A 13,344-nucleotide genomic window follows, 5' to 3' on the forward strand; every position below is an offset into this window, starting at 1 on the left:
CTCCGGCTCCGCTTCGCTCCACCTACGCCCGGCAATGGCGGCGGAGGCGACGATGCACTAACTATCTACCCGGACCACCCGGTGGGGGCTGCTCACCAGCGAGTCCTCCGATCGCTTACAGAGCGACCGCGAACTGGCGGGGGGGGCGTGAGAGTGCTTAGCCCCGCAGCCGTACGAACCGAGGGGTAGCCGTTGCCAACTCGCTATCCCGCTCTGCCTCAGGCCCCGACCTCTTGCCCGTCTTCGTCCGGATGAAGCACGTGAGCCAAGCTACGACTGAGCTAGCGCACAAAAAAGGGCGGCCGAAGCCGCCCGAAGGTGCGCTGTCGAAAGTGGGCTAACGACATGCAGATAATAGGTTAGGTTTGCTGTCCAATCAAGGCCCCATCGCTAGGTCTCAAACCCGGATTTCTTCGTCTGGGTAAAAGGCGTGCAGGTCGTAGTCGATGTGCCGCCCGCATCTGTCGGGGAGGGGCCGCTTTGGACCATCAGAAATCGGGTTAGTGTCGGTAACCCGCTCCAAACCGGATCGGGATACAGGCCCCGTTCTCGTTCATCATCTGCAGGACCGCGATCGATCGACGCTGGGTTAATCGTGACCCATGAACCAAATGCGTATCCGGCGACTGGTCTTCACCCCAAGAAACGAGATGGCGAAAATCAGGAGGGACGCCGCCCAACACGCAAGGCCGCCGAAGATTACCATGTGCACACAAAACGCCTTAGCCGCTCGACCTCAGCGGCGGTGAAGCCGATTTGGTGTTCGCCTGACAAGTGGCAATGTCAGCCCAACGGCTGGAGAGCGGGCAAACCAGGCGATCAGCGCTATAGCTGATCAGCCGGGGTTTTTGGTCACGCAGCGAACGGGCGGGTCGATTCAACGATAGTGGTGACGCACTTTATGGTCGCGACCTTCAGATGATCCGCATCCTCAATAAGCACCGAGAGGTGGATCGTGTTGTTCTCGCTTTGTAGTTCTTCGGCCATGATTTAGCTGATTACCTTTCGTGCGTGCTGAGACGCTGCCTGAAGGTTCGAGAGATCACGCCCTTCCTTGTCCGTAGTCGTGCTAACGTCATTCAAGACGTTAAAAAAGAATTTGGCCATCCGGCATACTGGCAAAAATGTCGTTCTCGCTCGACAACATCCATCAAGAATCGATCGGGTCATGCACGTCGATAGATTTCACGGCACCTGTGGGACCTACCGCGGACGGGGTCCAAGCGGTCCACTGGTTCGCGCGACAGGGTGTGATATCCTGTCACTCCCCTGCCCCATTGCCTAATCTTCAGGCTATCCCGGAGAAAGTGCTCGAAAGCGGTTGGTTTAGAACTGCCGATCGTAGCCGCGCTTGTGGCTGATGCTCCAGCTGCGATGCCCGATGATGATCTGTAGGTCGCAGCGGGCTTTCGTCCCCTCCGCGGCGTCCGAATGCCTGCGTTACGTCAAGTCTTCTTATGGGACAGATGTAAGGAAGCAATCCTCGCCGGACGTGATGTGAAGCCTATACGCGGTACGGAATCTGCTGATTTGGGGCGTTGCATGTTTGAGTTCCTGGCGATCGTTCCTGCGGTGGCGGCAATGTCGATCGGCACACGGTCAATTCTAAAATCGCGCACACGTCGACAAAGGTCCGAACGTCGCCAGCAGCGCCACAAGCGAGAAGCAGGGATTTGGTGGGCAACGATGTGGCTGTCCAGGGACAAGCGGCAGAAAAAGCTCACATATCGGCAGGACTGAAGACTGGGGTGGCAACGCGATGAAAATATTGTGTGCGCTTATTGGCCATCGCCGGCGGAAGGCCAAAATCTGGCACGACACAGCGGATTGGCGAGCTGAGTGCTCAAGGTGCGGCATCGCAATGATACGGGATCGCCGCACTAGAAAATGGCGTTCGTTTCGGCCGAGCGATGCGTCTCCCAACCGCAAGGGTGCTCCTCTCTCGGGCACCGGGCGTAACGGGCATCGACCCAAATAGTGCGGGCGATATGAACCGGGCGACATTATTGACGGATGCGTGTACCTGACCTTCTATCGGTATTGATTAGCCGATTTACAGGCGCATAGGCGCCGCTTTCAAGGGTCGAGAAACATGTTCAAAAAGATCATTCTTGGAGCGGCGATCGCTAGCCAGGCGTTTATCGGTGCAGCCTATGCAGCTCCAGCACGTCCACAAGCCGTCAGCTTTGACAGCGTAAAGATGGTTGGTGCTGCGGGATCGCCGGCGCGCATTGGGGCTTCGGTGAAACGGAAGAACGACATTGCCGGTGCGCCATTCCTTCTGCCGCTGCTTGGCGTTGTTGCCCTGGTGGCAGTGGTTGCGGTCGTTGCTAGCGGTGGCGACGACGACTCCAGCCCTAACTGATTGGCTGACCCGTCCTCGTTTCGTGCGAGGCTGGCAAATTGAAAGGCGAGACATTCGAACGAGTGCTTCGCCTTTGTCGTATGCTATCGGCGATCGACCTCGGCAGTTGCTACGATGGCGCCCGTTTCGGCAGAGTGATGCGTCGTCATCCGCACAGGTGCATCGCTCTCAGGCGCAGGGCGAACGGGATACCGCTCTGGTTCGTGACTGTGACAGGTTCAGCAGTCGGGTAGCTGCAATGTTGTCCAAGCGTCTATCCACAGCTACGTGACGTGGCGTCGGCTATCATGTCACAACCGGTGCAAGAAGCTTCGTAGGGTGCGCGTCAGGTCGCCGCGCGTCCTTCAGTAACTCAACGAGCCCTTGGCCCTCGAAGGTGAACGGTGGAACGTGCCGATCCGGCATAAAGACCCGCACCCCATTCAACGCACTGGCCCGGAGCGTTTGCAGTCCAGCGACCAGCGCTGCCAGCGTCCCCTCACCGATGATGACGGACTCGCCGTCGCGGCGTTCAACGGCGACCGCGTTCTCGTTCCACAACGGCATGATGTCGCCTCCCCGCCCTGATTCTTTGGCCTTGCTCAAGGGGTAATCGAAACGGGGCCGGTATGGTTTTAATTCGTATTGATCTGCCGCACGATGACCTGTCGCTCAGCGATCCCTCGTCGTGCATCAAACGGGTCGCACCATGTTGAGGTGGCGTCGTGCCGGTTACACCGCTTCTATGTCGCGGTACCCGGGTCGGGCTTGTGGGGTCAGGGACAGAAGGGCTAGCCGCATGGCTTTCACGGCGTCCCGCTTGCCCGCGCTGGTTGATCGGGCCTCGTTGACCTTGCCCAACTCGCCTGCCGTTAGTGGACGCCCAAGCTGCCGTTCGTAATGCGAGATGAACCTGCCGGGTTTCATGTCGCGATCATAGGTGAGGTCACCGGCATCACCTAATGTTAGAACCTGCCGTCTTACGTTCCACAGAAAAGGGCTACTGCTGCGTTTCGTCTGACGCGACCGCACCCATCGTCATTGCCAGCAGCGATGCGCCACGTTGTTCGTGATCGAGTTTCAGCAGGCGAACCCAGTGCGCGATGTGTTTGCCCGCCGCCTCGACGCCTTTGCGCTGTAGCAGCGGGGTGGTCAGGTTCGTATCGTTCTGGATTACCGATGCGATCGACAGGGCAAAAAAGTCGATGATGTCGTCGGCGATCAACGCTTGATCGGCGGAGTTTGCCGCGAGGTACTGCATGACGATCGGCATGACCTCCTGAAACAGGTCAATCTTGGCCTGGTCGTCTACCTTCATGATGTCTGCGGGCATACTGGCGTCCTCCGTTCCTGGCATGTATTGCGGGAGGCTACGAAGCGGAAGGCAGTGCCGACCATTCTCGCAGTATCGGAGCCATCATGAATCATCCGCGTGAATGGTTTCAGCCCAAGGTCGTAGGGATTGGCTGGTCCCCTCGAACCTGGGAAGGCTGGGCGATCATTGGCTCGGTCATCGCGATCGGCGCGCTTGTCGGTCGGGTGAACCTCTAATGTGTAATCGAGCAAGGTTCGACGGCGAGCCCGAGACCATCACTGAACGATTTGGTGCGCAATGGCTTGCCGACAAGCCGATGGATAACCGGTTCGATCCAAAGGAACTGCGCCCGTTCGGTCGAGCCTATGTCGTGCGGAACGAACGTGGGCGCCGCGGGCTCGACGTGATGGAATGGGACGTCTTGGCAGGGCAGGCGAAGCAGGCGGGACGTAAGGTCGCGCAGACGAACGTGCGCACCCTACACCTACCCCAATGGCGATCTCTCGTCAGCGATCCGGTCAATCGGTGCCTGATCCCGCTAACAGAGTTTTGCGAATGGGCCCGCGAACCAACCGACCTCGGCGACGGCAAGAAGCCTATCAAGGGGGAGATGTGGTTTGGCGTGATCGATCAGCCCGTGTTCGCGATCGCCGGCTTCTGGCGACAAGTCGGCGACCAGCGCTACTTCGCGATGGTCACGTGTGACGCGAACACACTGGTCGCGCCGATACACCCGAAGGCAATGATCACGATCCTGCGACCGGACGATCACGAGCGGTGGTTGACCGGCAGCTATGACGACGTGCTGGCGCTACAGCGTCCATATCCGGCGGACCAGATGACCCTGAGGGGGCCAGTATTCCCGACGCGAAATATATCTTTGGTTGACGGGATGGGTCTCCACCAGCTTGCGTAGTCGCTTTTCGTCCACACCCGACGTTCGGACTGGCGAGCCGGTCTCCCAATAATGGCCCTTCGTTCACTGCAATCTTTCCCGGCTTCGGACTCTTACTTATGCCCATGACGGTCGGCTAACCGATTGTCTTCTATGGATTCCCTTCAAATATTACCGGTAGCTCTGATCGTCGACGTGTCGACGTGTCAGCTGGCGAGATGACGTTTATCACTCGAAGCGTCAGCCTGCGGACCGCAATATTGTTCGTCGGCAGCCACAGGTAGCGCCGACATGGTCGGCTCGACCGATCACAAACGGCTAGCGGTTTGTGAGGCTGACGGGGTTTTCCGTGTAATAGCACGAACTCTCGTGTGGTGATTGTCTGGCTCATGACACAGCTCAGCGTTTTCCCGGTCAAAGCACGATGATTCCGTCCTGATCTCTACGGTATTGCACCAGAATCACGGTGCCGCCCCAGGATCGGCTGTCCAAACGCGGCAGGCCTCGGACTAGCCAGCTAATGTTCGTGCTATCACACGGAAAACCCCCTTTCCGTTGGACAAGGATGAGGCAGCGACACAGATTGATCGCTGATAAAGGCGAGTTTGGGATCATGGGTGACGTTTCGGTTTTTCAGGGTGACCTGTTTTCGGTGCACAGCCCGCTATACGGCGATGTCCAGGGCGAGCGGACCGTGGCTGAGTTTCCGTTTTTCGCCCTGTCGAAAAAGGCCCATATGACCCCGATGGTCTTTGAATCGGGAGAAGCCCGGATCGAGATCAATCCGAGCAAGACCGGTGTCGCGACGATCTATGACAAGGAAATCCTGCTTTATATCGCCAGTCTGATGGCGGAGCGGGCCGAAAAAGGCGAAAAAGCCGACCGGATCATGACGTTTACCGCCAATGATCTCTTCCGCGTTACCGGTACGAACTCGTCCGCGCGGTCTTACACGTCGCTCAAGGCTTCCTTGAACAGGCTGCAGGGCACGCAGATCGTCACAAATATTGAGACTGGTGGCGAAGGATCAGACAGCTCGTTCTCCTGGCTGCTCAAAGCTGATATCAAGTACATCAAGACGTCGACGGGTGAGCGCCGTGTAAAATGGGTCGAAGTCATGGTGTGTGACTGGTTGTATCGCGCGATCCTGACGGATCAGCGGATCGCTGCATACCATCATGACTTCTTTAAGCTTGGCCCCATCGAACGGCGTCTCTACGAACTTGCCAAATTCAACTGCAAGGACGACGGTTTTACACTTGATATTGGTGAACTGGCGGCGCGCGTCGGCTGCGCTTCGGACCGACGTGGCCTCGAATATTTTAAGAAGCAGCTCCGCGACGTATCTGAACAGGATAGTCTGCCTGAGTATACGCTCGACGTGGTCGAAACAAAAATCCCGTCGGGACGCGGTGGTCGGCCGCGGTTGCATACGACCATCAGCTTTCGACCCAAAAGAGATCTCGAAATCCTTGAAGACGGCACCGACGCGTAATCGGCTTGCAGGCTCGCACGGGGTTTTCCGTGTAATAGCACGAACTCAGATTCGGTACTCTTGGTCCTGACCGGCTAAGCGACCGGGCCCCGGCAAGGGGTTTTCCGTGTGATAGCACGAACATTTCCCGAGTTTTCCGTGCGAAAGCACGAACCTTGGCGCTTTGCCCTGCCCCGATAAACCGCAAGGATGATGGAACGGCGGTCGTCGTTCGTCGAATTCGGTTTTTTCCAAATCCGACGAGCGAGGGCGTGGTCGTAACGATCATCGGCAAGGGGGGGTAAGTGTCGGGTTTCTGAGCCGCATCGTGCGCAGCGTTTACGCCAGCGCAGGATGCATACGCTGCTCAGGTCGCCACCTGCCCCATCAAGCCCATGACATCGATAACAAAGGAATGGCTGTGAGCGGATAAAAGGAAACCCGGCACGAAGGCCGGGCATCCAAAAGCACATACTAGGTTCGTGCCGGCAAGCACAAACGATCGTCTCACAACGATCCCTAAATATGCGCTTTTCAGATTGAATTCAAGGATGCGCGTTTCGCGCCACGGCTGACTTTTGCCTGTTTCCGCCACCCTCAGGAGGGAACGGATGATGGGGACTATTACGATAGGCGATGCCGCGCTGAAGGCGTTCGGCTTGCTGACGCGCGAGCGTGCGCCCGCGCGATCGGGCGCGCTGCACCGGACAGGCGCACCTGTGCTACGCGACAGCCTGGAGGCTGGTACCTTCGAAGAAGTCTTCTGGACGCCACCCGGCAAGGGCGAAACCGACCGTTTGCTGCATGTTGCGCGCAAAACCCTCGATGCTGCACGGCGGTTGCGGCGCGATGCGCGCTCGGGAGAACGGACGCTGACGGTCGTCGAGCGAGGTATCGCTCAGCTTACCGGCAGCGCCGTGCGGGTCTTCGAAGAGCTTCTCACGCTTGCTCGGTTAAACCGTGGCCGTGTGTACCCCTCCTACGACTATCTGGCAGAGGCGACCGGGCTTGGTCGTGCAACCGTCGGTCGGGCGCTCCGCATTCTCGAGGCGATCGGGTTCCTCGTGCGCCAGCGACGCTTCAACCGTGTGAAGAGTGACGGCCCCGGGCCGCGGTACGTACAGACATCCAACGCTTACCGACCTTTGCTGCCTGGCAGCGTGCGGTCCTATCTTCCGCGCTGGATGCGTCCTGCGCCGTTGCCCGACGACGTTGCTCAGCATCACGCCGACCATGCGCTGGAAACCAATGCGATGCTGAAGACGCTGTCCTGCCGGGAACTCGCACAGATTACCGTCGGTGGTCCGCTCGGCAAGATTCTTGCTAAGCTCGGCGAGACGATCGATCGCACGGAGCGCGAGGCTCAAATCGATCCACAACCGCTAACTGATTCTATAAATATGGGAAATGCAGTGTTGGCCTAGACGGCCAACGCGATGCGTGAGTGGGGAAAACCGAAAGGTCCTGACCCGAAATACCGGAATAATACACGGAAAACCCTGGACGCAGCGACGATGTCGCCGCGAATGCTCCCTAGTGGGATCAAGCGGTTTCTGAAGCGTTCGATTATCGGACCGCATTCGAAGTAGACACGTCGTACCATGCGTTATGGAAATCATGTTTGTTATCAGCATGTTGGGCTATGGCGCGCGTTAGAAAGCGTCCGCATTCAAGAAAGCGAACGGCAATCAAGATTCCCGCGATGCAGGACCGGCAACCCGGCATTTTGTCCCTACCGCGTCATGACGCTTGCGTATTGGCGCTGGTATGCCTAACCGCTGCGCCGTCGGGGAGTGGCGCAGGCTGGTAGCGCACCTGGTTTGGGACCAGGGGGTCGCAGGTTCGAATCCTGTCTCCCCGACCATAGACCGTAAGGTTTATTCTCGCATCCTCGATGCTGGCGGGTGCCTTCGTCATTGTATCCCGCCTCAAGGCAGCGATCGAACGTAAAACCGACGGACTCTGCTCCAGGATAACCAGTTGCGGAAGTCTTGCGATTTATGGGTCGGTTCGAGCAATTTGCGGGATCTGGCCAAATCCGCAAAGGCTGTGGGAAACCAGGACGCTGCAATACCGCGGCGTCGCCCATATCATTGAGGGTATTGCGTGACACCGACCGTCATTACTCCAAGCGGCCCAGGTGCGATGGAAGCAGGCCTTGTGCTCGACGAAGAGGGCCAGCGCTTTGTCGTGCTGACGTTCAAGGAACCGGCGGGCGAGCCCCTATTGGTCACATTTACGGTTCCCATCTTCCAGAACTATGTCGAGCACCTTGTCCGTACGGCAAAGGCAGCCAACGAAGAAGCCAACTGGGGCATTCCCGGCTGACCAGGATAGCTCGTCTTGACGGTGAATTTTTCCGCCTCGAGCGATGGCCTTGCGCTGAGCAGAAAATGGCAATGGGCCTGAGTATCCCTGAACCAGCCGATGTTCGACAAGCGGCTGGACCAAAAATGCAGCGTCATCGCCCGATATGCGTTGCGCGCTGATCCAGAACGATATTGAGAGCCCCTTTGGGGGTCAGGCCAGCTACGGTTGCCCGACCAGTAAAGCCCGTCGCATCGTACGTCCCCGTGCGACTGATACGTATCCAGTCGCCCTTCTTTTGCGGGCAGCTCAGGTTCTGCGCATATCTGCCGTCGGCGACGCGCTGGCTGTCGATCCGGCATCGTGCTTTCGGGTCAGGCGTCAGGAGCGTCTCGATCCCCTGCCCGCTCGACAGATGCTTGCGTTCGGCCTTTGATTTGCCTTTCATCATTCGGAGAAGGAACCCGGGAACACCCGGTACGGTCAGGTCTACGACCTTCGAGGTGATGTCCCAATCTCCTGGCTGCATGACCTGCGCGGTAGCGGTAGTCGAAAGGCCAACTAGCATAAGCATGAGGTATTTCATCATACCTCAATCACTTACCGGATTGCGCGTCGTACACAACTGACTGCCCTCCCGCAGCAGACGGTCCTGCTCCCTAGAGCGACGGGACCTAACAATTTACCCCAGCTTGCGCGATGACCGGTTACATCACGGTATGGGCGCCCTCCCCAGCGCGTCCATCCTGCGCGTTCTGCGCGTGTGCATTGCGCGACCAGCGGGACCATGATGAGAACGGTAAAGATGCGGAACCGCTCGAGTACACTGGTGTGCGCCACGTTATTGCCCGTGCCGGTCTTGCTAACCTCTCAGATAAGACGGGCTGACAATGTGCGTTGCCAGATCGGCACATGCTTCTGCCCATGCTGGCCGGGAAAACGAGCGATCCCGAAGGCGTGCGCCAGGAATCTCATTGCAATTCAAGGGCAGGGTTGGCCGTCACAGTCGAATTGCTTATCGACTCTAGCTGCCCGGCTGTGACGCGTCCGCACTACGCTTGGGCGCAGGCCGGCAAGGCCAATCGGAACGTGATGCCGCGATCAGTCCCCGATCGGGCTTTCGCCATGCTTGCGCAGCACGTCGTTGAATGCCTCGGCCATCAGCGCCTGAAGGCTTCTGCCTTGGCGACGTGCCAACGTGTGCATGGCGAACGACATCTCGGGTGTGAAAAAACCTGCGATCTGTTTGCGACCCTGCCGGCTGGCAGGACCCGATGTAGCCCCCTGCCCGCCCGCCAGGTTTTGCGTCTGTGCAACAGGCTGTGAAGCCACTGGTGTTGCGACGACGGATTCCGGCAAGGTGCGATCACGCAGGTTTGCGAAGGACGGCTTGCGGCTCATGCTACAGTTTTTCCGTTTTCTTTTAAGAGTTTGGATGATGGCTTCTTTGGCGCCTTGATCGGTATACCAAGCTGTAGACATGTCCACTTGTAGATGTGTCGAATATCTTCTGCCGCTTTGCCGTTGGGTTCGTATTCCATGACGGTGCGGCCTTCCGCGCTCGCGTGACGAAAGGCGGCGCGGTCGGCGATCTGGATCGGACAGGCTGGCGTACCAAAGCCTTCAACGAGTTCGCCAGCCTCCTGATACATGCGTGGCGCATTGGGGGATCCTGCGGCGAACACCACAAAGGCTGGCTTACGGAGCAACTGCACGAGTTTGACCGTCGTCTGGATCGCCGCCAGGTCGAAGGCGCTGGGACGGCATGGGATCAGGACGAGATCGGCAACCTCGACTGCGGCACGCGCGGCGCTGTCGGCATGAGGCGGAGTATCGATGACGATGAAATCGGCCCCCTGCCCTCTCGCCTGCGCGATCTTGGCAGAGAGTCGTGGCGGTGGGCTGTCGATCACTTCAGGCGGTGCGTCTTGGCGCCAGGCTGCCCATTGGCTGGCAGTCGCTTGGGGGTCTGTATCTATGACGAGCGCAACGCGCCCCGCGTCATGGGCCGCAGCGGCAAGGTGAAGCGCCAGCGTCGTCTTGCCCGCGCCTCCCTTCTGGCTGATTATTGCAATAGTAGGCATGTCTGCTCCCCTACATGTCTACATCGCGACAATGCAACTGCTGACGGGGATCAGTGTATTGGCTGCAATGCCTGCACCTCGCGCCCCTACAGCCACGTACGGGCAACTATCTGGCACCGCGGTGCCGGATAGCTGCCCGTTCGCAATGGCCGCTCGCCAGTCAGCGCGATGCTACAAACCCTGTCGCTTTGTCTCAGTAGGTGAAAACCAGATTTTTGAAGGTTTTCCGTCATTGCCGAGCGTTAGCGCTTAATTGGGTCCATTCTATGTACCGCCCCTTCCAAACGGTCGGCGAAAGCACGAAGCCGAACCTGCCAATCTCGAAACGGACGGCGAAAGCACGAACTTTCGCACTCGATTACCGCAGTGCTCAAGCCTATCATCGTCCTCAACGCCCAATCTTCGTGCTTTCGCCGACCGATTGCCCGGTGTCAGGGAGCGAGGCATGAGCCTAGCAAGACCACAAGGCGACCTGTTCTCGCTCGATAGCCCTCTCCTCACCGAGGTCCGGGGCGAACAATCCCTAATGGCATTTCCGTTCTTTGCCCTCAGCAAGGGCAAGTGGACGAAGCCACTCGCCTATCGGAATGAATCCGTCTCGATCGAAATCGTTGCCACCTCAAAAGGCGTTGCCACGATCTACGACAAGGAAGTGCTTCTCTACATCGCCAGTCTGATGGTGGCGAAGCTCGAGGCTGGCGTGGACGTGTCGCAAGAATTCTATTTCACCGCCCATGACCTCTTTCGGATCACCGGTATCAGTGGCTCCGCCCGGTCCTATTCGCGACTGTCAGACGCGTTGGAGCGCCTACAGGGGACGCAGATCAAGACAAACATCGAAGCTGGCGGTGAAGGCCAGGCCGGTTTCTTCTCGTGGTTGTCTGAAGCCCAGCTTCATTATTCCAAGACAAAGACCGGTGTTAAACGGCTGAAGGCTGTCAAAGTGCGGCTTTGCGACTGGCTCTACCGCGCCATTCTTCGTGATCGTCGTGTCCTCGACTACGCGCCCAGCTATTTTCAGCTCGGGCCGGTCGAACGACGCCTGTATGAAGTGGCGCGTTCCGCCTGTATCACAGGTCCGATCGACGTCGACCTCGATGAGCTTCGCTTGCAGCTCGGCTACCAAAGCTCCCTCAAGCATTTTCGCTTCGAGTTGAAACGTATCGCCGACGAAGATGTCATTCCCGGCTACGCATTTAACCTCGTCGACGCACCGCTAATATCGGCCAGCGGCCGTGCACGACGCAATGCTGGTGCTGCTCGCGTCAAGATCACCCCACGCGCACTGCTCACAGCCGCTTAACACCCTTTTCATAGCTGCTGCGAATCGAGTTCCGAGTCCATTTCGATCGGGCGGCGACAGCACGAACTTGGGTCGGCGAAAGCACGAATCTCGGTCGCCGAAAACACGAACCTCTCCAATAACGGTCGGCGAAAGCACGAACTTTTTCGCACCTCGGTCGGCAAAAGCACGAACTCTAGCTGTTTCGCAGACGCGTCGTTTTCGCCACAATCAAACTTTTCGCCACAATCAAACTTGGACTGGTTGCACGACGTGACCGGCAAAAAGGGTGCGGCTGTGACCACATAAAGGAAAGCCCGGCGCAAAGGCCGGGCATCCCAAAAGTCTAAATGTGAGAGCCTTGCAGGGCTTCCACGGGTCAATATAACGATCCTCACATAGCGACTTTCGAGCTTCGGTTCAAGGATGCGCGCTTTGCGCCACGGGATCTCTTTGCCCCGGTCCCAGCCCCAAAAGGGGATGGAAGATGCCAGCCGTATCAGTCGCACGCGCGAGATTCATGGCGCTCGAGCGCATAACGATAACCCAGACCGACGCGCGATCAGGCGGGCCTAACCGCACATGCGCCAAGGTCCACCCGAACAGCCGGCTCGCCGGCACGTTCGAAGACGATTTCTTCTACAGCTACGCAAAGGGCGAGACCGATCGGATCTACGCACGCGCGGCAGAGCTCGAGGACCAGAAGAACGCAATCCGACGAAGCGCCAAGGCAGAAGGGCGCGCCCTCACCCCGGACGAGCGACGCATAATGCTGCTAACCCCAGGGGCGCTGAAGATCCTAAAGGTGCTACTCGAACTGGCCCGGACCTGTGCCGGCAAGGTGTTCCCGACGTGGGAGTGGATCGAGAAGAAAAGCGGGCGATCGCGTGCAACAGTCCACCGAGCCCTTAGGAGCCTCGCCGCGGTCGGCTTGCTGGATAAGCAGCGCCGGTGTGTCCCGATCGAGCCAGCAGCCGACCGGCCGAAGGCCAAGAACGAGCAGACGTCGAACGTCTACCGTATGCGGTTTCCGAATTGTCTCGTCAGGTTTCTGCCGCACAGGATGCGACCTATTCCGCTCCCCGACGACGTCGTTCAAGGCGAGGTCGACCGGATTGAGGCAATCGCCGCCATGCGGCTTTGGCGATCCCCGCGGCAAGTCGCGGCCGAGGATTTCGCAGACGACGGCCTACGCCGCATCATGCTCAGTCTTGCGACGGCTGTAGAGAAACAAGAGTCTCAAAAAAATGGTCAACCGCTAACAGATTCATCTATTCTACCGCTAAACGGAGTTGGCCTGGACGGCCAACGCTTCAACGCCTGACGGCGTCGGTGTGGATAATCAGACCGAACCATTCCCCAGAAAGCCACCCACCTAGAATAACATCCAGACGCTGCGCTTCGCTTCGCGGTGCACCCGACGGGCGCATGCGTTTTCCGTTGGGTTCAAATACCCATCGTCGCGCGTGCTGACCTGCTTTTGGTCTGCTCTTTTCCCAAAAGTCGGCTTCAAATCAGGCGGCGAAAAGTTCGATAAAATAGGGCTGTCATTTTTGACCGATATCGCAATAATGACGAAATGCCGGCCCGATCTCAAAATCTGGACGATCTTGTAGCGCCTAAAAAGCGCCGGTGCTTTGCGC

At 58.3% G+C, this 13,344-nt stretch carries 14 protein-coding genes and 1 tRNA gene; 9 read left to right on the plus strand and 6 right to left on the minus strand.

Annotated elements, in window-relative coordinates; translation table 11 throughout:
* Nucleotides 1-852 precede the first annotated feature (852 nt).
* A complete protein-coding gene (locus C8J42_RS20665) occupies nt 853-987 on the minus strand; it encodes a hypothetical protein (protein ID WP_279388765.1) in 135 nt (44 codons plus the stop codon).
* Between the two features lie 1,105 nt (nt 988-2,092).
* On the opposite strand from C8J42_RS20665, the gene C8J42_RS17885 reads away from it, so the two are divergent.
* The gene (locus tag C8J42_RS17885; RefSeq protein ID WP_133021189.1) at nt 2,093-2,365 is read left to right on the plus strand and encodes a hypothetical protein; all 273 of its coding nucleotides are present in this window, start codon (nt 2,093-2,095) and stop codon (nt 2,363-2,365) included.
* Between the two features lie 285 nt (nt 2,366-2,650).
* On the opposite strand, the gene C8J42_RS17890 is transcribed toward C8J42_RS17885, so the two are convergent.
* Nucleotides 2,651-2,950 carry a hypothetical protein gene (locus C8J42_RS17890; RefSeq protein WP_165895550.1) on the minus strand — a complete coding sequence of 100 codons (300 nt, stop codon included), beginning with the start codon at nt 2,948-2,950 and terminating at the stop codon, nt 2,651-2,653.
* A gap of 394 nt (nt 2,951-3,344) precedes the next feature.
* A complete protein-coding gene (locus C8J42_RS17895) occupies nt 3,345-3,677 on the minus strand; it encodes a hypothetical protein (RefSeq protein WP_133021191.1) in 333 nt (110 codons plus the stop codon).
* An 86-nt stretch (nt 3,678-3,763) separates the two neighbouring features.
* Between C8J42_RS17895 and C8J42_RS20670 the strand changes: the two genes are divergently transcribed.
* From C8J42_RS20670 to C8J42_RS17920, 6 genes are all read left to right on the plus strand, one after another.
* Nucleotides 3,764-3,895 carry a hypothetical protein gene (locus C8J42_RS20670; RefSeq protein ID WP_279388766.1) on the plus strand — a complete coding sequence of 44 codons (132 nt, stop codon included), beginning with the start codon at nt 3,764-3,766 and terminating at the stop codon, nt 3,893-3,895.
* Nucleotides 3,895-4,575 (plus strand): SOS response-associated peptidase family protein, encoded by a 681-nt coding sequence (locus C8J42_RS17900; protein ID WP_133021192.1) that lies wholly within the window; start codon nt 3,895-3,897, stop codon nt 4,573-4,575. The genes C8J42_RS20670 and C8J42_RS17900 overlap by 1 nt, the downstream gene beginning before the upstream one ends.
* A 562-nt stretch (nt 4,576-5,137) precedes the next feature.
* The gene (locus C8J42_RS17905; protein WP_243644584.1) at nt 5,138-6,049 is read left to right on the plus strand and encodes a replication initiator protein A; all 912 of its coding nucleotides are present in this window, start codon (nt 5,138-5,140) and stop codon (nt 6,047-6,049) included.
* A 590-nt stretch (nt 6,050-6,639) separates the two neighbouring features.
* Nucleotides 6,640-7,452 (plus strand): helix-turn-helix domain-containing protein, encoded by an 813-nt coding sequence (locus C8J42_RS17910; RefSeq protein ID WP_243644585.1) that lies wholly within the window; start codon nt 6,640-6,642, stop codon nt 7,450-7,452.
* Between the two features lie 363 nt (nt 7,453-7,815).
* Nucleotides 7,816-7,892: transfer RNA gene (locus C8J42_RS17915), tRNA-Pro, on the plus strand.
* A 242-nt stretch (nt 7,893-8,134) separates the two neighbouring features.
* The gene (locus C8J42_RS17920) at nt 8,135-8,356 is read left to right on the plus strand and encodes a hypothetical protein (protein ID WP_133021194.1); all 222 of its coding nucleotides are present in this window, start codon (nt 8,135-8,137) and stop codon (nt 8,354-8,356) included.
* Between the two features lie 133 nt (nt 8,357-8,489).
* Here C8J42_RS17920 and C8J42_RS17925 read toward each other — a convergent pair whose 3' ends face one another.
* From C8J42_RS17925 to parA, 3 genes are all read right to left on the minus strand, one after another.
* Nucleotides 8,490-8,924, minus strand: a complete 435-nt coding sequence (locus C8J42_RS17925) for a DUF3617 family protein (protein WP_133021195.1) — start codon at nt 8,922-8,924, stop codon at nt 8,490-8,492.
* Between the two features lie 512 nt (nt 8,925-9,436).
* Entirely contained in the window at nt 9,437-9,736 is a 300-nt protein-coding gene (locus C8J42_RS17930; protein ID WP_133021196.1) for a ribbon-helix-helix domain-containing protein, read from the minus strand.
* A complete protein-coding gene (parA, locus tag C8J42_RS17935; RefSeq protein ID WP_133021197.1) occupies nt 9,733-10,419 on the minus strand; it encodes a ParA family partition ATPase in 687 nt (228 codons plus the stop codon). Before parA ends, C8J42_RS17930 begins: the two co-directional genes overlap by 4 nt.
* A 445-nt stretch (nt 10,420-10,864) precedes the next feature.
* Between parA and C8J42_RS17940 the strand changes: the two genes are divergently transcribed.
* Together C8J42_RS17940 and C8J42_RS17945 are read left to right on the plus strand one after the other, a co-directional pair.
* Nucleotides 10,865-11,722: a replication initiator protein A gene (locus tag C8J42_RS17940; RefSeq protein ID WP_133021198.1), complete on the plus strand. Its 858-nt coding sequence runs from the start codon at nt 10,865-10,867 to the stop codon at nt 11,720-11,722.
* Between the two features lie 499 nt (nt 11,723-12,221).
* Nucleotides 12,222-13,025 (plus strand): helix-turn-helix domain-containing protein, encoded by an 804-nt coding sequence (locus tag C8J42_RS17945; RefSeq protein ID WP_243644586.1) that lies wholly within the window; start codon nt 12,222-12,224, stop codon nt 13,023-13,025.
* Nucleotides 13,026-13,344: the final 319 nt, after the last annotated feature.

This window comes from Sphingomonas sp. PP-CE-1A-559, from assembly GCF_004340965.1.
In the GTDB taxonomy this organism is placed as follows: domain Bacteria; phylum Pseudomonadota; class Alphaproteobacteria; order Sphingomonadales; family Sphingomonadaceae; genus Sphingomonas.

Bases quoted from the DNA above. Each gene is read 5' to 3' on its own strand.
- C8J42_RS20665 (WP_279388765.1), bottom strand. From the start codon at position 987: ATGGCCGAAGAACTACAAAGCGAGAACAACACGATCCACCTCTCGGTG.
- C8J42_RS17885 (WP_133021189.1), top strand. From the start codon at position 2,093: ATGTTCAAAAAGATCATTCTTGGAGCGGCGATCGCTAGCCAGGCGTTT.
- C8J42_RS17895 (WP_133021191.1), bottom strand. From the start codon at position 3,677: ATGCCCGCAGACATCATGAAGGTAGACGACCAGGCCAAGATTGACCTG.
- C8J42_RS20670 (WP_279388766.1), top strand. From the start codon at position 3,764: ATGAATCATCCGCGTGAATGGTTTCAGCCCAAGGTCGTAGGGATTGGC.
- C8J42_RS17900 (WP_133021192.1), top strand. From the start codon at position 3,895: ATGTGTAATCGAGCAAGGTTCGACGGCGAGCCCGAGACCATCACTGAA.
- C8J42_RS17910 (WP_243644585.1), top strand. From the start codon at position 6,640: ATGATGGGGACTATTACGATAGGCGATGCCGCGCTGAAGGCGTTCGGC.
- C8J42_RS17925 (WP_133021195.1), bottom strand. From the start codon at position 8,924: ATGATGAAATACCTCATGCTTATGCTAGTTGGCCTTTCGACTACCGCT.
- C8J42_RS17930 (WP_133021196.1), bottom strand. From the start codon at position 9,736: ATGAGCCGCAAGCCGTCCTTCGCAAACCTGCGTGATCGCACCTTGCCG.
- parA (WP_133021197.1), bottom strand. From the start codon at position 10,419: ATGCCTACTATTGCAATAATCAGCCAGAAGGGAGGCGCGGGCAAGACG.
- C8J42_RS17940 (WP_133021198.1), top strand. From the start codon at position 10,865: ATGAGCCTAGCAAGACCACAAGGCGACCTGTTCTCGCTCGATAGCCCT.
- C8J42_RS17945 (WP_243644586.1), top strand. From the start codon at position 12,222: ATGGCGCTCGAGCGCATAACGATAACCCAGACCGACGCGCGATCAGGC.